At 70.7% G+C, this 19,535-nt stretch carries 17 protein-coding genes; 6 read left to right on the forward strand and 11 right to left on the reverse strand.

Annotated features, from left to right (window positions below):
* The first annotated feature begins 35 nt into the window (after positions 1-35).
* From ABZY33_RS10125 to ABZY33_RS10145, 5 genes are all read left to right on the forward strand, one after another.
* Positions 36-566, forward strand: coding sequence for a DUF6082 family protein (locus tag ABZY33_RS10125; RefSeq protein WP_356491058.1), 531 nt, complete (start codon positions 36-38; stop codon positions 564-566).
* Positions 567-712: 146 nt separating this feature from the next.
* Positions 713-949: a hypothetical protein gene (locus ABZY33_RS10130; RefSeq protein WP_356491059.1), complete on the forward strand. Its 237-nt coding sequence runs from the start codon at positions 713-715 to the stop codon at positions 947-949.
* 137 nt (positions 950-1,086) lie between these two features.
* Positions 1,087-2,133 (forward strand): sucrase ferredoxin, encoded by a 1,047-nt coding sequence (locus ABZY33_RS10135; protein WP_356491061.1) that lies wholly within the window; start codon positions 1,087-1,089, stop codon positions 2,131-2,133.
* Positions 2,134-2,276: 143 nt separating this feature from the next.
* Complete coding sequence (locus ABZY33_RS10140) at positions 2,277-3,920, forward strand: sensor histidine kinase (protein WP_356491062.1); 1,644 nt, start codon at positions 2,277-2,279, stop codon at positions 3,918-3,920.
* Entirely contained in the window at positions 3,917-4,594 is a 678-nt protein-coding gene (locus ABZY33_RS10145; RefSeq protein WP_356491064.1) for a response regulator, read from the forward strand. Before ABZY33_RS10140 ends, ABZY33_RS10145 begins: the two co-directional genes overlap by 4 nt.
* A 134-nt stretch (positions 4,595-4,728) precedes the next feature.
* Here ABZY33_RS10145 and ABZY33_RS10150 read toward each other — a convergent pair whose 3' ends face one another.
* The 6 genes from ABZY33_RS10150 to ABZY33_RS10175 all read right to left on the reverse strand — a co-directional run bounded on the left by ABZY33_RS10150 (position 4,729) and on the right by ABZY33_RS10175 (position 11,578).
* Positions 4,729-6,321: a cation acetate symporter gene (locus ABZY33_RS10150; RefSeq protein ID WP_356491065.1), complete on the reverse strand. Its 1,593-nt coding sequence runs from the start codon at positions 6,319-6,321 to the stop codon at positions 4,729-4,731.
* Positions 6,318-6,845 carry a DUF485 domain-containing protein gene (locus tag ABZY33_RS10155; protein WP_356491136.1) on the reverse strand — a complete coding sequence of 176 codons (528 nt, stop codon included), beginning with the start codon at positions 6,843-6,845 and terminating at the stop codon, positions 6,318-6,320. Before ABZY33_RS10155 ends, ABZY33_RS10150 begins: the two co-directional genes overlap by 4 nt.
* 100 nt (positions 6,846-6,945) lie before the next feature.
* On the reverse strand, positions 6,946-7,659 hold the full coding sequence (locus ABZY33_RS10160; RefSeq protein WP_356491066.1) for a response regulator transcription factor: 714 nt from the start codon (positions 7,657-7,659) through the stop codon (positions 6,946-6,948).
* Positions 7,656-8,813, reverse strand: coding sequence for a histidine kinase (locus ABZY33_RS10165; protein ID WP_356491067.1), 1,158 nt, complete (start codon positions 8,811-8,813; stop codon positions 7,656-7,658). The genes ABZY33_RS10160 and ABZY33_RS10165 overlap by 4 nt, the downstream gene beginning before the upstream one ends.
* Complete coding sequence (locus tag ABZY33_RS10170) at positions 8,810-9,316, reverse strand: DUF1453 domain-containing protein (protein WP_356491069.1); 507 nt, start codon at positions 9,314-9,316, stop codon at positions 8,810-8,812. The genes ABZY33_RS10165 and ABZY33_RS10170 overlap by 4 nt, the downstream gene beginning before the upstream one ends.
* 138 nt (positions 9,317-9,454) lie before the next feature.
* Positions 9,455-11,578 (reverse strand): DNA topoisomerase IV subunit B, encoded by a 2,124-nt coding sequence (locus tag ABZY33_RS10175; RefSeq protein WP_356491070.1) that lies wholly within the window; start codon positions 11,576-11,578, stop codon positions 9,455-9,457.
* Between the two features lie 441 nt (positions 11,579-12,019).
* Between ABZY33_RS10175 and ABZY33_RS10180 the strand changes: the two genes are divergently transcribed.
* Positions 12,020-12,250: a hypothetical protein gene (locus ABZY33_RS10180; RefSeq protein WP_356491071.1), complete on the forward strand. Its 231-nt coding sequence runs from the start codon at positions 12,020-12,022 to the stop codon at positions 12,248-12,250.
* Positions 12,251-12,344: 94 nt separating this feature from the next.
* On the opposite strand, the gene ABZY33_RS10185 is transcribed toward ABZY33_RS10180, so the two are convergent.
* The 5 genes from ABZY33_RS10185 to ABZY33_RS10205 all read right to left on the reverse strand — a co-directional run bounded on the left by ABZY33_RS10185 (position 12,345) and on the right by ABZY33_RS10205 (position 19,515).
* Positions 12,345-13,175, reverse strand: a complete 831-nt coding sequence (locus ABZY33_RS10185; RefSeq protein WP_356491072.1) for a serine protease — start codon at positions 13,173-13,175, stop codon at positions 12,345-12,347.
* 161 nt (positions 13,176-13,336) lie between these two features.
* Positions 13,337-14,869 (reverse strand): RNA polymerase sigma factor, encoded by a 1,533-nt coding sequence (locus ABZY33_RS10190; RefSeq protein WP_356491073.1) that lies wholly within the window; start codon positions 14,867-14,869, stop codon positions 13,337-13,339.
* A 437-nt stretch (positions 14,870-15,306) separates the two neighbouring features.
* Entirely contained in the window at positions 15,307-16,191 is an 885-nt protein-coding gene (locus tag ABZY33_RS10195) for a FadR/GntR family transcriptional regulator (protein WP_356491074.1), read from the reverse strand.
* 162 nt (positions 16,192-16,353) lie between these two features.
* Positions 16,354-18,408, reverse strand: a complete 2,055-nt coding sequence (locus ABZY33_RS10200; RefSeq protein ID WP_356491075.1) for an ABC transporter ATP-binding protein — start codon at positions 18,406-18,408, stop codon at positions 16,354-16,356.
* A 345-nt stretch (positions 18,409-18,753) separates the two neighbouring features.
* Positions 18,754-19,515, reverse strand: a complete 762-nt coding sequence (locus ABZY33_RS10205; RefSeq protein WP_356491076.1) for an NUDIX hydrolase — start codon at positions 19,513-19,515, stop codon at positions 18,754-18,756.
* Positions 19,516-19,535: the final 20 nt, after the last annotated feature.

Below are 19,535 nucleotides of genomic sequence, written 5' to 3' on the forward strand. Positions count from 1 at the left end.
CGCCCGGCGGACCGCCGCCTGGATCGGGGGTTGACATGGTCACACAGAGTACGAGGTCATGGCGGACAGTGGCCGCCGCGGTGTGTGCGGGCGGGCTCGCGGGCACCGTCACGGCCCATATGTGGCACCTGTACGGTCCGGGCCGCGCGCAGGCGGCGGCGCAGGGGCACCGGCAGGCCCGCGCCCACCAGCAGCGCATGCACTGGGAACTTCTGAGCCGGGCGCTCGACGACCCCGCGCTGGCCGCCGTGATCGACAGCTACGGCCTCGACCTCACACCGGAGAAGCGCCGGCAGTACCTCTACGCCAATCTCTGGTACGTCAACGCCTTCCACCTCTACGAATCCGGCCTGCTCGACCAGCGACAGCTCCGCGGCCATCTGCGCGACCTCTTCCAGAGCGCGCACATCCGCGAGTACTGGGAAGCCACACGGCCCCACCGCGCCTCGCTCGATCCGTCGTCCACGGAGGCGGAAGTCGGACGCATCGCCGAAACGCTTCTCCAGGAACGGGCCGAGGCCGACACGGACGAATGGTGGGTCGTGGGAGAACCGCCGTCCCACTGAGCCCCCACACCCGTACGAGGGTTCGGCCATACCAGTGAAATTCTTCACCAACTCCCCCTGGAATCAAGGGGTTCACTACTATGCAGCGACAACCGGAGCACTACTGTGGCGCATTCACGTCGCTCTCCAGAAGGACCGGTTTTGTCTTGAAGATCGTACGCCGCATCGGGGTGCCCCCGAGCGCTCGCGGAAGTGCCTCCGGCGCCACCTGCCCCGATGTTTTCGAACTCAGCGACGGTAACTTCGCGGTGATCGGCACGGAGGCCACCGCCGAGCTCCGCAAGGAGCTGCCGGCGGACGCGGGGGTCGCCGACTACGAACGCATCGTCATCGTGAACCGAGAGACGCTGCTTCGCGCCAAAAGCGATATTCCGGACGCCTGACCTCGGCGTCGACGCCGGCGTCACCCTGACGCCCGCCCCGCTGTCCGACCCTTGCGTCCGGCGCCGCACGCCTGGTGCCCGACCTGTCACACGCCTCCCGCCTGGAGCGATCCTCCGCGCGGGTTAGGCTCGCCTCCGTGAGTACGTGCGCAGCCTCCTCGCTGGACCTCGACGAGCCCCTCGCGGGGACCGCCGCCACGGCCCGGACCTGGCTGCTGATCGAACAGCCGGGCCCCTGGGGTGCGAAGGCCCTGACTTCCAGCCATCTCGACCCCGACGTGGGCCGGGCCCTGGAGAGCGCCGCCGGGAACACCGGAGTACGCGTCGCCCTGATCCGCCGCCCGGGCCGGCACGCCGACAGCCACGCCCCCACACGCCGTCAGGTCTACCTCGCCCACACGGTCCCCGGCCACGCCTGGCTGCGCCGTGCCACCGTCGACGCCCCTGAGGAACTGCTGCGGCTCGACTTCGCCGCTCTGGGCACCGGTGACCACGGCGGTTTCGGCGCGCCCCACGAAGGCGCTCCGCTCGCCCTCGTCTGCACCAACGGGAAGCGGGACCGCTGCTGCGCGCTCCTCGGTCGGCCGCTGGCCGCCGAACTCGCGCTCTCCTCCGCAGAGGGCATCTGGGAGGTCACCCACCTGGGCGGCCACCGTTTCTCCCCCACTCTTCTGGTGCTGCCGTACGGATACGCCTACGGAAGGGCCACGGCTGCGGCCGTGAAGGAGGTCATGGAGGCGGTGCGCGCCGACCGGATCGTCCTGGAAGGTTGCCGCGGGAACTCCGCCTGGGACCGACCGGGCCAGGCCGCCGAACTGGCTGTGCGCCGCACAGCGCACGAATACGGCGCGGGCACCTTGAATGTCGTACGGACGGACGCCGTCCTCCGTAGGAGCCCCGCAACACAGACGGACAGCGACGTACGGGCCGATGCCGTCCTACGTACGCACGGAGTCGTACCCGCGCCTGGCGTGCCGCCTCAACCTGCGTCCGTAGCGGCCGCGGAGGTGGATGTGCCTTGGTGGGAGGTGACCGTCGCGCACCGCGACGGCCGCCGGTGGCAGGTGACCCTCGCCCAGGGCGCCTCGCTTCCCCCGCGCGCGGAGAGCTGCGGCGGCGCCCTCGGGTCGCCCGCGCGCATGGATGTCGTGGCCGTGCGGGAGGTTCCCGCGGGGCTCGGCTGACGGGGCTCGCACGCGGCATCCGAGGAGCGGCCTTACCTGGGGCGCGTACTGAGCGCGCGGACGCGCGTCACCTGGGAGTGCGTACGAGATCCGTGCCACAAGGGCTTCGGTCGGCGGCGCAAGGACCCGTACCGTTCGTCTCCATGAGTCCGTCCTCCCCGGCCCGCCGTCTGCGCTTCGCCCTGCCGAGGCGCATGTTCGCGCAGGTACTGCTCATGCAGGTGGCGATCGCGGCGGGGGTGGCCGTGCTGGCGACCGGGCTGTTCCTGGCTCCTCTCGGCGACCAGCTGGACGACCAGGCCATGCGGCGTGCCCTCGCCATCGCGCAGACCACGGCGGCGCAGCCGCGGATCGCCGAGGACCTGCGGTCCTCGCCACCGTCCGCCGCCGGGCCCGTCCAGGCCGAGGCGGAGCGGATCCGGCGGGCCAGTGGTGCCGAGTACGTCGTGATCATGAACAAGCGGGGGGTCCGCTGGTCGCACACCGACCGCGGCCAGATCGGCCGGGTCGTCTCGACGGACCCCAGCGACGCTCTGGCGGGCCGCGAGGTGATGGAGATCGACGACGGTACCCTCGGCCGCTCCGCGCGCGGCAAAGTGCCGCTGAGGGACGCGGACGGGGCTCTGGTGGGCGCGGTGTCGGTGGGCATCGAGTACGACAGCGTCCGCGCGCGCCTCGTCCACGCGATCCCGGGCCTGTTCGCCTACGCGGGCGGAGCCCTGGCGGTGGGGGCGCTCGCCGCGTACGTGATCGCGCGGCGGGTGCAGCGGCAGACCCGCGACCTGGCGTTCTCGGACATCTCCGCGCTGCTGGCCGAACGGGAGGCCATGCTGCACGGCATCCGTGAGGGCGTCGTCGCGCTGGACCGCGCCGGCCGGATCCGGCTGCTGAACGACGAGGCCCAGCGGTTGCTCGGCCTCGGGGCCGAGGCGCTCGGGCTGCCCCTGGACGACGCGCTCGGGGCGGGCCGGACGACGGACGTGCTCGCGGGCCGCGTCACCGGCACCGATCTGCTGACGGTGCGCGGCCACCGCGTCCTGGTGGCCAACCGGATGCCCACCGACGACGGAGGCGCCGTCGCGACCCTGCGGGACCGCACCGAGCTGGAACAGCTGGGGCGCGAGCTCGACTCCACGCGCGGTCTCATCGACGCCCTGCGCGCGCAGGACCACGAGCACGCCAATCGCATGCATACGTTGCTGGGGCTGCTGGAGCTGGAGATGTACGAGGAGGCCGCGGAGTTCGTCGGCGAGGTGGCGGGCGCGCACCGGGTCACCGCCGAGCAGATCACCGAGAAGATCCAGGACCCGCTGCTCGCGGCCCTGCTGGTGGGCAAGGCGACGGTCGCGGCGGAACGCGGCGTCGCCCTGGGCATCTCACGGGAGACCGCGCTGCCGGACCGGCTCGTCGACCCGCGCGGCCTCGTCACGATCGTCGGCAACCTCGTGGACAACGCCGTGGACGCCGCGGCCGGTTCGGGGCGCCACGCGCGCGTGGAGGTGGCTCTGCGCGCGGAGGGGCCCACGGCGGTCCTGCGGGTCCGCGACACGGGGCCCGGGGTCCCGGCGGAGCAGCGGGAGAGCGTCTTCGTGGAGGGCTGGTCCACGAAGGAACCGCCGGCCTATGGCAGACGCGGGATCGGCCTCGCCCTGGTGCGGCGGCTCGCCGAGCGGCAGGGCGGCAGGGCCGAGGTGACGGCGGCGCCCATGGGCGGCGCGGAGTTCGTCGTCGTCCTTCCTGAGGCATTCGCCGAACCCGTCCCGACCGCGGCCGGGGAGGTCCGATGATCGAGGTTCTGGTCGTGGACGACGACACGCGCGTCGCCGACGTCAACGCCGCCTATGTGGCGAAGGTGCCCGGCTTCCGTGTCGCCGCCACGGCACACAGCGCCGCCGAGGCCCTGGAGCGTATCGACGCTCTCCGGGTCGACCTGGTCCTCCTCGATCACTACCTGCCGGACGAGACCGGGCTCGACGTCGCCCGCACGGTGCGCGAGCGCGGCCTCCAGATCGACGTGATCATGGTGACCGCGGCGCGCGACGTGGCGACCGTGCAAGCGGCCATGCGGCAGGGAGCGCTGCAGTACCTGGTCAAGCCGTTCTCGTTCGCGGGCCTGCGCGGCAAGCTGGAGGCGTACGCGACACTGCGCCGCACTCTCGACGGCGGGGGTGAGGCCGAGCAGGCAGAGGTCGACCGGATCTTCGGCGCCCTGTCGGCGACACCGGCGCCCGATCTGCCCAAGGGGCACTCCCCCACCACGGCCGAGCTCGTGCGCCGCGCCATGATGAGCGCCGAAGGCCCGCTCTCGGCCCAGGAGCTGGCCGACCGGACCGGGCTCAGCCGCCAGACCGCCCAGCGCTACCTGAAGCTGCTGGAGCGCACGGGACGCGTGCGGCTGAGCCTGAAGTACGGCGACACGGGACGGCCCGAACACCGGTACGAGTGGGCTGCCAGCCGGTGAACGGGCCGGTACGCCGGTCTCCTGAGCCGGGCGGTGTACGGCCGGCGCCGAGGCAGCCGCGCTGAACCGGCCCGGGCGTGCTTCGGGTGCCGGGCGATTCAGGCGGCTCCGGCACGCTCCAGGTGCGGACCGGCTCACGCGGCTCCGGCTCCGGTGAGCGCCCGTACCTCCGTCTCCGCGTGCTTCGCCTCGTCCGCCGGTTCGCCGGAGGTCATGGTGCCCAGCCAGCCGGCCAGGAAGCCGAGCGGGATGGAGACGAGCCCCGGGTTCTCCAAGGGGAAGAACTGAAAGTCCACCCCGGGGAACAGGGACGTCGGGCTCCCCGAGACGACCGGTGACAGCACGACGAGGACGAGCGCCGGGACGAGCCCTCCGTACACGGCCCACACGGCCCCGCGCGTGGTGAAGTGCCGCCAGAACAGCGAGTACAGCAGTACGGGCAGGTTCGCGGAGGCGGCGACGGCGAAGGCGAGACCCACGAGGAACGCCACGTTGAGATCGCGGGCGAGCAGCCCGAGCGCGATCGCGAGCACGCCGATCCCGGTCGCGGCGACCCGCGCCACCGCGACCTCGCTGCGCTGCTTCCCGCCCGGTCTGCGCAGCGAGGCGTACAGATCGTGCGCCACCGAGGCCGAGGAGGCCAGCGTGATACCGGCGACGACGGCGAGGATGGTGGCGAAGGCGACCGCGGCGACGACCGCGAACAGCACCGTGCCGCCGGTGGAGTCCGCTCCGCCGCCCAGATGGAGGGCGAGCAGCGGAACCGCCGTGTTCCCCGCGGCGTTCGAGTCCCGTACGGCGTCGGGGCCCACGAGCGCGGCCGCGCCGAATCCCAGCACGATCGTCATCAGGTAGAAGCTGCCGATGAGCCCGATCGACCAGACGACGGAGCGCCGGGCGGCCCGCGCGGTCGGCACGGTGTAGAAGCGCGACAGGATGTGCGGCAGGCCCGCCGTGCCCAGGACGAGCGCGAGGCCCAGGCTGATGAAGTCGAGGCGCGCGGTCCAGCTCCCGCCGTACTTCAGGCCGGGGACGAGGAAGTCGGAACCGTGCCCGCTGCGCACCGCGGCCGTGTGCAACAGCTCGTCGACGTCACCGTGGAAGCGCGCCAGGACGAGCACGGTCAGGGCGATCGTCCCGCCCATGAGCAGCACGGCCTTCACGATCTGGATCCACGTGGTGGCCCGCATCCCTCCCATCGATACATAGATCACCATGAGCGCGCCCACGCCGACGACGGTCCACGCCTGCGCCGCACCGCTCTCACCGCCCAGCAGCAGCGCGACCAGGCTGCCCGCCCCCACCATCTGCGCCACCAGATAGAGAACGGAGACAGTTACCGAGGAAGTTCCCGCCGCGATGCGCACCGGCCGCTCCCGCATCCGGGAGGCCACGACGTCCGCCATCGTGAACCGGCCGCAGTTGCGCACCAGTTCGGCGACCAGGAAGAGCACGACGAGCCACGCGACGAGGAACCCCACGGAGTAGAGCAACCCGTCGTATCCGAAGAGGGCGATCAGCCCGGAGATGCCGAGGAAGGAGGCGGCCGACATGTAGTCGCCGGCGATCGCGAACCCGTTCTCCAACGGCGAGAAGAGGCGTCCGCCCGCGTAGAACTCCTCGGCGGACCCGTGCCGTTTGCGCCCCACCCAGGTGGTGATGGCGAGAGTAACCGCCACGAAAGCGCTGAACAGGAGCAACGCCAAGGTCTGATGTGTCACCGTCATCGCGGACCGCCCCCGCTCCTCGCCGAACCGTTCAGCCGGACGGCGTTGTCGATTCCGCGGGTCATCTCCTGCGTGTCCCACCGCAGTTCGAGCGCGAGGCGGTCACGGCGGAGCCGGGCATGACGGGCGTACAGCCAGGTCAGCAGGAACGTACTGGCGAACTGCCCGAGCCCTGCCACCATCGCCACGTTCACGGAACCCGCGACCGGCCGGGCCATCAGTCCGGGCGCGCTCGTGGCGGCCACCACGTACGCGACGTACCAGGTGAAGAAGATCGCGACGGCGGGGACGACGAACCTCCGGTAGCGCCCGCGCACTTCCTGGAAAGCGGCGCTGCGCTGCACCTCCAGGTAGACCACCGCCGCGCTCCGCTCCTGGCGCGCGGGCTGGGCGGGCACGGCGGACACCGGTGTGTCCGTGCCGTCCCACTCTCTCCACCCCGAGGTCGGCGCGTCGTGCCAGGGATCGCTCGTGCCGCCACGATCACCGGCCCGGGGGCGCGCCGTATCGCGCCCGTCGTGCATCTCCACCGAACTCTCCTTGTCCGCGGCCCACAGTGACCGCGTGCCCAAGGATGGACAGACCCGGAAGATCCCGGACTCTCCTCGCAAGTCCTTCACTCCATTAGGTGATGGACGCACCTGGTGGTCTCGCGAGTCCGTGCCGGTACGCGTAACGGACCGCCTGGGCACGGTCTTTGAGGCCCGTCTTCGCGAACAGGTTGTTGATGTGGGTCTTCACCGTCGCCGTGGAGACCCGAAGGCTCCGGGCGATCTCCTGATTGCTCAGCCCGTCGGCGATGAGCCCCAGGACCTCGGCCTCCCGGGCTGTGAGACCGTCCGGCGGCTCCTTGGCCACCGGCGCCGCGGGTTCGGGCTGCGACAGCCTCTCCAGGAGCCGCCGCTGGATCCGAGGCGAGAGTCCGGCGTCACCACAGAGCACGTCCGTCACGGCCCGGACGATCTCGTCCCCGCCCGCGTCCTTCGTCAGATAGCCGCGCGCACCCGCCTCGAGCGCCGGGAAGAGCGACTCGTCATCGGCGTACGTGGTCAGAATCACGACCTGGGTGCGCGGGTGCTCGGCACGGATCCGGCGCGTCGCCTCCACGCCGTCGCAGCGCGGCATGCGCAGGTCCATCAGAACGACATCCGGGTCCAGTTCGGCCACGAGGCTCACTGCCTGCTCGCCGTCTCCCCCGGCGCCGACCACCTCGATCCCGGGCAGCAGACCCAGAAGCATGACGATCCCTTCGCGCACCACCGTCTGGTCGTCGACCACCACGACGCGCGCCGGTGGCCGCCCGGCCCCGGCCACCGGATGGGTCCCGCCCGCGTTCACCGTGGAACCCTCAATGTGACCACGAACCCCTCCTCGTACGGCCCGGCGTCCAACGTGCCGCCCAGCAGTTCGGCCCGCTCCCTCATCCCCAGCAGACCGTAGCCGGAACCGCTGGCAGCCAGTTCCTCCTGTGGACAAGCCGCTCCCGAGTCCCGTACCTCCAAGGTCACCCCGCTCGGCGCATACTCCAACCGCAAGGTGGCTCTGGCGCCCGGTGCGTGCTTGCGTACGTTCGTCAGCGCCTCCTGCGCCACCCTGCGCACGGCCTGCGACGCCTCCGCGGACATCGGCCCGGCCTTCCCCGCGACGGACAGCGACGCCCCGTCGCCGGCCGCGACGAGCTCGCGCAGGAAGTCCTCCAGCGGGGTCATCTCGCCGCGCAGCGCGGACAGGGCCTGCCGGGTCTCGGTGAGGCCGTCCCGGGCCATGCCGCGGGCCGCGACGACCCGATCCAGGATCTGGTCCCGGTCGGCCCCGCGCTCGATGAGCAACCGGGCCGCCTCCAGGTGCACGAGCTGGGCGGAGAGGCTGTGCGCGAGGACGTCGTGGATCTCGCGGGCGATCCGGGACCGCTCCGCGAGGGCCGCCGACTCGGCCTCCGCGGCGCGGGCGGCCCGCTCCTGCACGAGCAGTCGCTGCGCGCTTCCCCTGGCCTCCGCGTCGAGACGCAGCACGTATCCCGACAGGCAGAGTCCGGCCGCAATGACGGTGGTGGTCAGCCAGGCGTCGTCGTTGCTGAGCGCGAAGCCGGTGAGCGAGACCGCCGCTGCGGGCAGCGCGGCGGCGAGAGGCAGCCGCTCGATCGCGGAGATCGCACAGCCGCACCACAGCACGGTGGCGGGGCCGACGAAGCCGGTCTGCTGAGCGCCCACCGCGATCAGCACGAGCGCCGCGAGCAGAGCGAGCGAGGACCAGAGCCGATGCTCGAGTGTGGTGCGGAAGTAGGCCCAGGCGGCGGCCGCGCTGGCCAGCAGCCCCACCGGAGCGGCCACGACGGCCCAGTCGGCGACGTCCCGCTGCGTGAGCGCGGTCCACAGCAGGACGGCGATCACCACCACCCGGACCAGCCCGGCCAGCATCCTTCGAGCGCGGGTCAGTCCCTCGCGGGAGAGCGCCTCCCGCGAGGGCCAGGTCGCCCAGAGACTCGGCCTCACCTGCGGTCCTCCCAGGCCGGCTGGGCGAGAGGACCGACGTACGCCGACCGCAGGCCGCCGGCCCGCCACATCAGCAGGCCGGAGCGGACCAGCAGCGAGAGGGCGAACCCCAGCATGAGGGCGGAGCCGCCGAGGTGGATGCCGAGGGCCAGGCCGACGCTGATGACGGCCGCCCGCGCGGCGATGCCGCCGAGCCAGGTGCCGGCCGTCGCCACCGTGCCCTTGGTCCAGACGCCACCCCGCTCGTCGGACCAGACATGTGTCGTGAACGCCCAGCCGACGCCGAGGCCGAGACTGACCAGCAGCTCGACGACGATGAGGGCGACCGAACCCGTCGGGTGGTGCGGGTCCGTGAGGGAGCCGTCCCGAAGGGCGAGGAATCCGAGCAGGCCGGGAAGCAGCCACCATCTGCGGTCCGTCGACAGGCGCTCGGTCCTGAACTGGCGGACGAGGACCAGTGCGGCCACTGCGACGATCACCAAGACATCGGTGAACCCGGACATGACGGCCTCCGTGGAGCGATCGGGAGCGGAAGGTTTCTACGCCTTCGACGCTACGGAGATCGGCGGGACGACGGATCGGAGCCGGGGTGGATCTCGGGTGGATCATGCGGCTCCACCCGAGGGTGGAGCCGCACGGGGCTACGCGTCGATGCGCGAGCGGTCGAGCGTGGCCGCGGAGCTGCTGATGAACTCCTTGCGCGGCGCCACGTCGTTGCCCATGAGCAGATCGAAGACCTGCTCGGCGGCGTCCAGCTCACCGATGTTGATCCGGCGCAGCGTGCGGTGGCGCGGGTCCATCGTGGTCTCCGCCAGCTGGTCGGCGTCCATCTCGCCCAGGCCCTTGTAGCGCTGGATCGAGTCCTTGTACCGCACGCCCTTGCGCTGGTACTCCAGCAGCGTCTCCCGCAGCTCGCGGTCCGAGTACGTGTACACGTACTTGTCCTGGCCCTTCTTCGGCTGGACCAGCTCGATGCGGTGCAGGGGCGGCACGGCGGCGAAGACGCGACCGGCCTCGACCATGGGGCGCATGTAGCGCTGGAACAGCGTCAGCAGCAGGCAGCGGATGTGGGCGCCGTCGACGTCGGCGTCGACGAGCAGGATGATCTTTCCGTAGCGCGCCGCGTCGAGGTCGAAGGTCCGGCCGGACCCTGCTCCTATGACCTGGATGATCGCGCCGCACTCGACGTTCTTCAGCATGTCCGAGACGGACGACTTCTGGACGTTGAGGATCTTGCCGCGGATCGGCAGGAGGGCCTGGAACTCCGAGTTCCGGGCGAGCTTGGCGGTGCCGAGCGCGGAGTCGCCCTCGACGATGAACAGCTCGCTGCGCTCCACGTCGTCGCTGCGGCAGTCCGCCAGCTTCGCGGGCAGCGACGACGACTCCAGGGCCGTCTTGCGACGCTGCGCGTCCTTGTGCTGACGGGCCGCGATCCGGGTGCGGGCGGCGGCGACGGCCTTCTCCATGACGGCGCGGGCCTGTGCCTTGGCGTCGCGCTTGGTGGAGGTCAGGAACGCCTTGAGCTCCTTGGCCAGGACGTTGGCGACGATCCGGTTGGCCGCCGAGGTGCCCAGGACCTCCTTCGTCTGGCCCTCGAACTGCGGCTCCGCCAGGCGCACCGTGACGACCGCGGTGAGCCCTTCCAGGGCGTCGTCCTTGACGACGTCGTCCTCGGCGACGCGCAGCAGCTTCTGGGTGCGCAGCACCTCGTTCATCGTCTTCGTGAGCGAGCGCTCGAATCCGCTCACGTGGGTGCCGCCCTTGGGGGTGGCGATGATGTTGACGAACGACTTGATAACCGTGTCGTAGCCGGTGCCCCAGCGCATCGCGATGTCGACACCGAGCTCGCGGGTGACTTCGGTCGGCGTCATCTGGCCGTCGTCGTCCAGGACGGGGACGGTCTCCTTGAAGGTGCCCTGCCCCGTGAAGCGCAGGACGTCGCAGACCGGCTTGTCCTGCGCGAGGTACTCGCAGAACTCGCTGATGCCGCCGTCGAAGCGGAAGCTCTCCTCGCCCTTGCTGCCGCCGTCGCCGAGGCCGAATTCGTCGCGGACGACGATGGTCAGGCCGGGGACCAGGAAGGCGGTCTGGCGGGCGCGCTGGTGCAGGTGGTCCAGCGAGAGCTTGGCGTCCTTGAGGAAGATCTGCCGGTCCGCCCAGTAGCGCACGCGGGTGCCGACGCGGCTCTTCGGGACCTTCTTGACCTTGGTCAGCCGAGCGGACGAGTCGAAGGGCGCGTCCGGGCCGGGCTTGGAGAAGGCGCCGGGGACACCGCGCCGGAAGCTGATGGCGTGCGTGTGCCCGTGCAGGTCGACCTCGACGTCGAGGCGTGCGGACAGCGCGTTCACCACGGAGGCGCCCACGCCGTGCAGGCCGCCGGAGGCCGCGTACGCGCCGCCGCCGAACTTGCCGCCCGCATGGAGCTTGGTCATGACGACCTCCACCCCGGAGAGACCGGTCTTGGGCTCCACGTCCACGGGAATGCCGCGACCGTTGTCCCGCACCTCCACGGAGCCGTCGTCGTGGAGGATCACCTCGATGTGGTCGCAGAAGCCACCGAGGGCCTCGTCGACGGAGTTGTCGATGATCTCCCAGAGGCAGTGCATCAGGCCGCGGCTGTCGGTCGAGCCGATGTACATGCCAGGACGCTTGCGTACGGCTTCGAGCCCCTCGAGAACGAGAAGGTGCCGCGCGGTGTAGTTGGAGCCGTCCCGCTCTGCTCCGGTCAGCAACGCTGTGGACGGCACGGACGTGTCGGCGGTCACGCGGTTCGCTCCTCGCTGAATTTCAATGGGGGCCCATGTGGGTAAGGGGCCGGCTTCGGTCGCCCGTCAGAGGGTACCGAGGCCTGGTAGAGCCGTTGTACCGCCACCCTCACCTCTGCTCAGACTAGTCCACGATCGCATGAGTGTTCGATCCCTCGATGGAGTGACGCCCACATCACGTTCCCTTCCAGGCATGAACCATTTAGGCTCCGGGCACGTCCTCATGAACAACCGGCAAGCCAGCCGGGGACGACCGACCTGATGGATCGCGCGAACCCGTAAGACACGTAAGAGACGCAATACGGCACATTCGCCGCCACCCGGCAGCAGACAGCCGGTCTCGAAGAAAGATTTCGAGGAAAAGCCGCGAGCGGGAACGTTTTCGGCCTGGTTGGATGTTGACCCTGGTACGACAGCTCGTCGAGCTAGAGAAGAGGCGACGTGACTACTGTTCTGACCCCCGCGAGCCCGCTGACGGCGGCTGACCGCTGTGACCGTTGCGGCGCCCAGGCATATCTGCGCGTCGTTCTGATCAGCGGTGGTGAACTGCTCTTCTGCGCCCACCACGGTCGCAAGTTCGAGCCGGAACTCAAGAAGATCGCCGCTGAGATACAGGACGAGACGGAGCGGCTCACCGCCGTCCCGGCAAGTTCTGAGACCGAGGAACGCTGACGCCTCGCATCCACGACGAGCCAGCACCGGCACCAGGCCGGCGAACGGGCGGTCACCCCTCACCAGGGGTGACCGCCCGTCCTCGTTGTCCGGGTCAGCCGTGCTGCTGGATCACCTTCACCACGTCGGAGACCCGGGTGTAGACGCCAGGGCTCCGTGGGCGCCCGCAGCCGCTTCCCCAGGAGACGAGGCCCACCAGCCGCCCTTCGGCGACCAGCGGGCCGCCACTGTCCCCCTGACAGGCGTCCTTGCCGCCTTCCGGCTCCCCTGCGCACAGCATCGTCTTCGGCACGTACGTGCCGTCCTCGTTGCCGGGGTACGCCTGCTCGCACTCGGAGTCCGCGAGGACGTGCACCGGGGCGGCACGCAGCGTGTCCGGGTACTGCCCGGCCCCCGACGTGTCGCCCCACCCGTAGACGGTCGCCTTGGTCCCCGCCTTGTACGCCGGGTCGCCCTCCTCGGCCATCGTGATCACGTCCCCCGCGGGCAGCGGCGTGGCCAGAGTAAGAACCGCCACGTCACCCGAGTTCGTACGGGCGTCGTAGGCGGGGTTGATCCACTCGTTGCGGAGGGGGATCTCGGCGCCTTCCGTCGTCCCCAGGTCGGTTCTGCCGGCGATGACCTTCAGGTCGCTCACTCGGTTGCGCGGGACGCCGAGCACTTCTTGGCTCATGCAGTGGGCGGCGGTGACGACCGTCGACCGTGCGATGAGCACGCCCCCGCAGAACTGGCCGGAACGCGTACCTCCGAACCGGTCACGGCTGCCGAGCGCCACCACCCAGGGATGGTCCGACGTCTTGACAGCGCTGCCGCCGATGACGCCCTCGTCGGCGCTCGCGTGGACCGGCGAGGCCAGGGGCAGCACAGCCGCCGCGACCAGCGCGGCCAGTGGCACGGTCAGCGCTCGCGCGATGGGACGACGCATACGAACTCCTCACTCTAGGTGGCCATGGAACACCCAGGGTGATTCAGCAGCGTGCGCGACGCACCGCGAGGTGGCGCTCTCCGCCCCTCAACGCGGACGGCCCGGCATCATCCCGCGGGCGGGACGTGCCGGGCCGTCTGAGCGCCGGAGAGGGGCGCTGACTAGTCGAGGTAGTCGCGCAGGACCTGCGAGCGCGACGGGTGGCGCAGCTTCGACATCGTCTTGGACTCGATCTGGCGGATGCGCTCACGCGTCACGCCGTACACCTTGCCGATCTCGTCGAGGGTCTTCGGCTGACCGTCGGTGAGACCGAACCGCATGGAGACGACGCCCGCCTCACGCTCGGACAGCGTGTCGAGCACCGAGTGCAGCTGCTCCTGGAGGAGCGTGAAGCTGACCGCGTCGGCCGGGACGACGGCCTCGGAGTCCTCGATGAGGTCACCGAACTCGCTGTCGCCGTCCTCGCCCAGCGGGGTGTGCAGGGAGATGGGCTCGCGGCCGTACTTCTGGACCTCGATGACCTTCTCCGGGGTCATGTCGAGCTCCTTGGCCAGCTCCTCCGGGGTGGGCTCACGGCCCAGGTCCTGGAGCATCTGGCGCTGCACGCGCGCGAGCTTGTTGATGACCTCGACCATGTGCACCGGGATACGGATGGTGCGGGCCTGGTCGGCCATCGCGCGGGTGATCGCCTGACGGATCCACCAGGTGGCGTACGTGGAGAACTTGTAGCCCTTGGTGTAGTCGAACTTCTCGACCGCGCGGATCAGACCGAGGTTGCCCTCCTGGATGAGGTCCAGGAAGAGCATGCCGCGGCCCGTGTAGCGCTTGGCCAGGGAGACCACCAGGCGGAGGTTGGCCTCCAGGAGGTGGTTCTTGGCGCGGCGGCCGTCCTCGGCGATGATCTCCAGCTCGCGCTTGAGCTTGGGGGCGAGCTTGTCGGCGTTGGCGAGCTTGTCCTCGGCGAACAGACCGGCCTCGATGCGCTTGGCGAGCTCGACCTCCTGCTCGGCGTTGAGCAGCGGGACCTTGCCGATCTGCTTGAGGTAGTCCTTGACCGGGTCGGCGGTGGCGCCGGCGGCCGCGACCTGCTGCGCGGGGGCGTCGTCCTCGTCGTCGTCGGACAGGACGAAGCCGCCCTGGCCCTCCTCGGCGGGCTCGCCTTCCTTGGCCGTGGCAGGAGTTTCCTCGGTCGCCTCGTCCTCGGAGACCTCGTCGTCCTTCTTGCCGCCCGCCTTCTTGGCCGTGGCCTTCTTGGCAACGGTCTTCTTGGCAGTGGCCTTCTTGGCGACCGTCTTCTTGGCCGCGGCCTTCTTGACCGGCTCGGTCTCCTCGGCGCCGACCTCGGCCGCGGGCTCGGGAGCGGTCGTGGCAGCGACCTTCTTGGCGGTGACCGTCTTGGCCGCAACAGTCTTGGTGGCGGTGCGCTTGACCGGACTCTTGGCCGCGACGCTCTTACGAGGACGCTTGGGTTCAGCGGCACTGACCATCAGCGTCACACCCTCTTCCTCGAGGATCTGGTTGAGGCTGCGCAGAACGTTCTTCCACTGAGTGGCCGGAATCTGGTCGGCCTCGAACGCACGGCGTACGTCATCGCCGGCGATCTGGCCATCAGCCTTTCCCCGCTCAATGAGCGCCATGACAGAGACGGACTCGGCGATCTCCGGCGGGAGCGTACGGGATGTGCTGGCCGACACGAACAACCTCTCGGAACGTTGGAAAACGGCTTCCGGCCCCGTCCTGTGCGGACCGGAGCCGACGACCGACGACTTGGGGATGGGCCGACGGCGCGGGCGGAGGCCGGGGAGAAGGACAGCGCCACGCACGGCTGCTGTATTCCCTCCTCGGCTGTCACCTCTTAGGTCATCGCGTTGCCCCGAGGAGCGTTACGCCCAATCTACGTGGCCCGAGTCACACCCTGCATTCGGTCAAAAACTGACGGATACGGGCGCAGCCGGGCATGACGGACCCCTCTGACCCACCGGACTGCATCCAACCGACATCTTCCAGGCAACGCACCCGTATGGCCGAGTCGCCGAATGGCGCCCTTCTACACATGCGCGTGGCACATGGAGGGCGCCGTCCGGCGACACCAGGTTCGTGCTTCCTCGCTCCGCTACGACTGCGGGGACGGTCAGTGCTCGCGCGGGGCGGGCACCACGCGCTCCACCTCGGGGTGGATCATCAGGAGCTGGCGCACGGCCGCCTCGGCGCCGGAGCTGTCTCCCGCGGCGAGGGCGTCGGCGATCCGGGCGTGGTGCGCGATGGCCGACTCGTTCGGCCGGTCACAGCCGGTGACGGGGCCGCCGGAGACCTGGAGGGCGGCGGAGACGATGCCGGAGAGGTGCTCCAGCATGCGGTTGCCGGCGAGCTGGATCAGCAGCGAGTGGAACTCCGCGTCGGCGCGGGAGAACGTGATCGAGTCCCCCTGGCCGAGCGCGTGCCCCATGATCTCGACCATGTCGACAAGGCGCTGCTGCACGTCCTCGCGGCCGTGTCCGGCGGCCAGGCGCGCGGCGAGCGGCTCGATCGTCCAGCGCATCTCGCTCAGCTCCCGGCGCTGGTCGTCGCGCTGCGGCCCGAAGGCGCGCCACTCGATGATGTCGGGGTCCAGCAGGTTCCAGTCGCTGACCGGACGCACGCGCGTGCCCACATTCGGCCGGGCACTGACCAGGCCCTTGGCCTCCAGGACGCGCAGGGACTCACGGACGACGGTCCGGGAGACCTCGAAGCGCTGGCCGATCTCCTCGGGCACCAGCGGCCGGTCCGCGCCCAGGTCTCCGGAAACGATCATCTGTCCCAGCTGTTGGACGAGTTGACCATGCAGACCGCGGCCCCGGCTGCCCGCGGGGCGCCGGCCAACCCGGCCGAGATCCTGGTCCGGGCCGTCCCAGACGGGACCGCCGACACGGTCGGCGGGCGACCCCGTGTAGGGGTAGCGGTCGAGTTCGCCCGGTCCGGCGAGGCCGGAGTCGGCGGAGCGGGCGGCGGTCATCATGGTGTGCGCAAGGGTACTCACGGAATGTGTTGTCGGCTCCGTTCTCAACTCCCTTGAGGTCTTTGGTGAAAAGCACACGAAAGGGTGATCTCCCCCCTCACCGCACTTGACGCCTTATCGGAAGGAAGCGGGCGTTACAGGGAAGTTGTGTGCAGTGGAGGTCGCGAAGGTGCCGGATTTGCGTCATCGCGCCCGCGGTCGCAGCCCCGTGAGCAGATATGCGCAGAGCAGCGCGGTGATCGACAACGTCATTGCGCCGCCCACAGGTTGGGCGATCAACCGGGCTCCCGCCGCGATGAACCGCTCCGCACCGAACGGCCAGTGCAGCAGAGCAAGATCACGCAGTCGGGACGGCAGCCCCGCAGCCGTTCGCACAGAGGGGCCCGCCAAGGCCTCCTGTACGAACGGCACGATGACGATGGGCACGGCCACCACGGCCGCGAGTCCGGCCGCGGTGGACCGGAACACTCCGGACGCGAGGACCCCGGCACAGGCACAGGCGACGACGAGCGTGAACCAACTCGCGGCCAGCGACGCCCAGTCGGCGGGAACTCTGGTGACCTCCGGTCCGTATACGAGGTGAAGCAGCGCCGCGCCGCAGCCCACGACGAGCACTGCCATGAGGACGGCGGTCGCCGCGCTGACGAGCAGCTTGGCGGCAAGCAGCCCCAGGCGGCGCGGGACGGTGCCGCGGTCGGCGGCGAGCGCGGGGTGGCGGAACTCGTCACCGAAGGCAAAGGCGCCGAGCAACCCCGCGCCGAGGGCGGCCGGCGGCAGGGGCAGTTCTCGCGGCCAGGCGGCGAGCAGACGGGGTTGCGAGGTGTGACCGACGCGAGCGAGCAGCACGGACAGGAGCGCCGAGACGGCAAGGACGAGCGCGACGGTGAGGTATCCGGTGGCGATGCCGGTCGCGCGGTGGAGTTCGTAGCGGACGGGGCGCAGCGGGCTGCGAGCGGGGCGGGCGGTGATCGGTGGCGGCAACGGGGAGGCGGCCGCCGGTCGGGGTTGTGCCGCTCTCGACGCGTGCCCGCTGGGATCCGGGGTTCCGCTCCTGGGAGCGGTGGGGCGGACGGTCGTATCGACGAGGGGCACGAAGGTGCTTGGTGTGGGGGCGGGAGTGGAGGTGGGGGTGGAGGCGGGGGCTTTGATGCTTGGAGGCGCGGGGGTGCGTGCTGGGGGGTTTGGCACGGGGGCGTCAGGTTGGGCGCCGGTCGCAGTGGTTTGGGTCTGGGCGGTTGCCGCGGCGGCTTGGGCCTGGACGGTTGCCGCAGTGGCGTCGTTGCGGGTGGTGCGCGGGGTGACGGGCGCGTGGGATCCCCGCGTGTCCGGGCTGCCGCCCGGCGGGAGGGGCCGCGTCGCGACCGGCCCCTCGTCCCCGACCTCATCAGCGATTTGGTGCACGAGGATGTGGTGCCGGAACGCCGTCTCCCCCACGTCCGCGCACGTACTGCCGTACACGGAGAGGTGGTTGCCGCCCTCCGGAACCACTTCGACCGTACGTCTGGCATTGCGCGCTTCTTTGGCCAGCAGAACCCCGAGCCGAGCGGCGTGCGGGCTGCGGACCGCGACCCGGGGCCGCAGCCGGGTACGAGCGAAGTCGGCGACCTCCTGGTCGGCGACCGTTCTTCCCTCGGCGAGCGTGACGACGTGGTCCGCGGCCCGTGCCGCTTCCCTGGGGTCGCCCGTGGTGAACAGAACCGTGCCGCCGAGACCCGCGTGCGCACGCAGAAGGCCGTGCATCCACGCGCTTTCGCGGGTCGACAGACCGTCCGTCGGACCGTCGAGCAGCAGGGTGTGCGGGTCCGCGAGCAAGGCGCAGGCCAGGCCGAGCCGCCGGTCCATGCCGCGGGACAGGGTCCCAAGACGCTGGTCACGCAGGCTCACCAGCCCTACGTTTTCCAGGACTTCGTCGGCACGCCGGACCGGCACCCCCGCCGCCGCACACAGCATGCGCAGGTGACCGCGGACCGACCGGGCCGGGTGGCCGGGCACATCTCCGAGCAGAACGCCCACTTCACGTACGGGGTGCGTGAGGCGGTGCAGAGGGCGCCCGCGGAAGTAGGTGATCCCGCGGCCGGATTGGAGTTCGAGCATGAGCCGCACCGTCGTCGTCTTGCCGGCCCCCGGGGCACCGAGCAGCGCCGTGACGCGGCCCGGGTGCGCATCGAACGACACGTCGTCGACAGCGGGCGGACTCCCCTTACGGGCGTTGCTGGTCAGTCCGATGGCCTGGATCATCGCTTCTCTCACAGGATGGGCGACCGCCCGGCGGCAGGACCCCGCCCACCGCTCGGGCGGCAGGTGAGCCCTGTGGGTACTCCTGCAAGATAACGCTATATTTCCGGCTTTTCGGGCAGGGAGTGGGCGTGGGTGTCCGCAAGACACGCGGCTCTTGCCTTGCAGAATCACTTTCACGACGCCGCTCTGTACGCGTCCGCCCAGAGCGGCGCTGGAGCGCGGGCCCTGGAGTGCGGGGGCTGTAGGAACCGGTCACCTGGGGAACCGGGCGTCCGAGAGCCAAGGCGTGCGGTGCCCGTCGCCCGGTGAATCTGTTCTGGCGGCCCGACCCCGGCGGCGTCTCGGTCAGACTTCGGGTCGGAGCATCGGCGGGTTGAGCAGGGTGGCGCCGCCCGCCCGGAAGAGCTGAGCGGGTCGACCGCCCTGACGCGTGGTGGTGCCACCGGTCGGTACCAGGAAGCCGGGCGTCCCCGTCACCTTGCGGTGGAAGTTGCGCGGGTCGAGGGCGACGCCCCAGACCGCCTCGTAGACGCGGCGCAGCTCCCCGACCGTGAACTCCGGCGGGCAGAACGCCGTGGCGAGCGACGAGTACTCGATCTTCGACCGGGCCCGCTCGACGCCGTCCGCCAGGATCTGCGCGTGGTCGAAGGCGAGCGGGGCGGCCGATTCGTCCTCGCGCCCGTACCCGCCCTGATGGAGCAGGGCCTCGACCGGCGCCCAGCGGGCGCTGCGGGCATCGCCGCCCGCACGCGGGGCCGGCAGATCCGGCGCGAGGGCGAGGTGCGCAACGCTCACGACGCGCATCCGGGGATCTCGCTTCGGATCGCCGTAGGTGCCCAGCTGTTCCAGATGCGCGCCGTTGTCCTGCGCGGGCACGGCGGGATCGTGGGCGCAGAGGCCAGTCTCCTCGGCCAGCTCGCGCGCGGCCGCGCCGGTCAGGTCCTCGTCGTCCCGCACGAATCCTCCGGGCAGTGCCCAGCGCCCCTGAAAAGGCGGTTCTCCGCGCCGCACCGCCAAGGCGCACAGCGCGTGGCGACGCACCGTGAGCACGACCAGGTCGACGGTGACAGCGAAGGGCGGAAAGGCCGACGGGTCGTAGGGCGACATGGAACGATCATAGTCGTCTG

Origin of the sequence: Streptomyces sp. NPDC006552, assembly GCF_040611655.1 — a bacterium.
GTDB lineage: Bacteria > Actinomycetota > Actinomycetes > Streptomycetales > Streptomycetaceae > Streptomyces.

Excerpts from the sequence above, each read along its gene's own strand:
- ABZY33_RS10125 (WP_356491058.1), top strand. The coding sequence starts at position 36 with ATGGTCACACAGAGTACGAGGTCATGGCGGACAGTGGCCGCCGCGGTG.
- ABZY33_RS10140 (WP_356491062.1), top strand. The coding sequence starts at position 2,277 with ATGAGTCCGTCCTCCCCGGCCCGCCGTCTGCGCTTCGCCCTGCCGAGG.
- ABZY33_RS10145 (WP_356491064.1), top strand. The coding sequence starts at position 3,917 with ATGATCGAGGTTCTGGTCGTGGACGACGACACGCGCGTCGCCGACGTC.
- ABZY33_RS10150 (WP_356491065.1), bottom strand. The coding sequence starts at position 6,321 with ATGACGGTGACACATCAGACCTTGGCGTTGCTCCTGTTCAGCGCTTTC.
- ABZY33_RS10155 (WP_356491136.1), bottom strand. The coding sequence starts at position 6,845 with ATGCACGACGGGCGCGATACGGCGCGCCCCCGGGCCGGTGATCGTGGC.
- ABZY33_RS10170 (WP_356491069.1), bottom strand. The coding sequence starts at position 9,316 with ATGTCCGGGTTCACCGATGTCTTGGTGATCGTCGCAGTGGCCGCACTG.
- ABZY33_RS10185 (WP_356491072.1), bottom strand. The coding sequence starts at position 13,175 with ATGCGTCGTCCCATCGCGCGAGCGCTGACCGTGCCACTGGCCGCGCTG.
- ABZY33_RS10200 (WP_356491075.1), bottom strand. The coding sequence starts at position 18,408 with ATGATCCAGGCCATCGGACTGACCAGCAACGCCCGTAAGGGGAGTCCG.
- ABZY33_RS10205 (WP_356491076.1), bottom strand. The coding sequence starts at position 19,515 with ATGTCGCCCTACGACCCGTCGGCCTTTCCGCCCTTCGCTGTCACCGTC.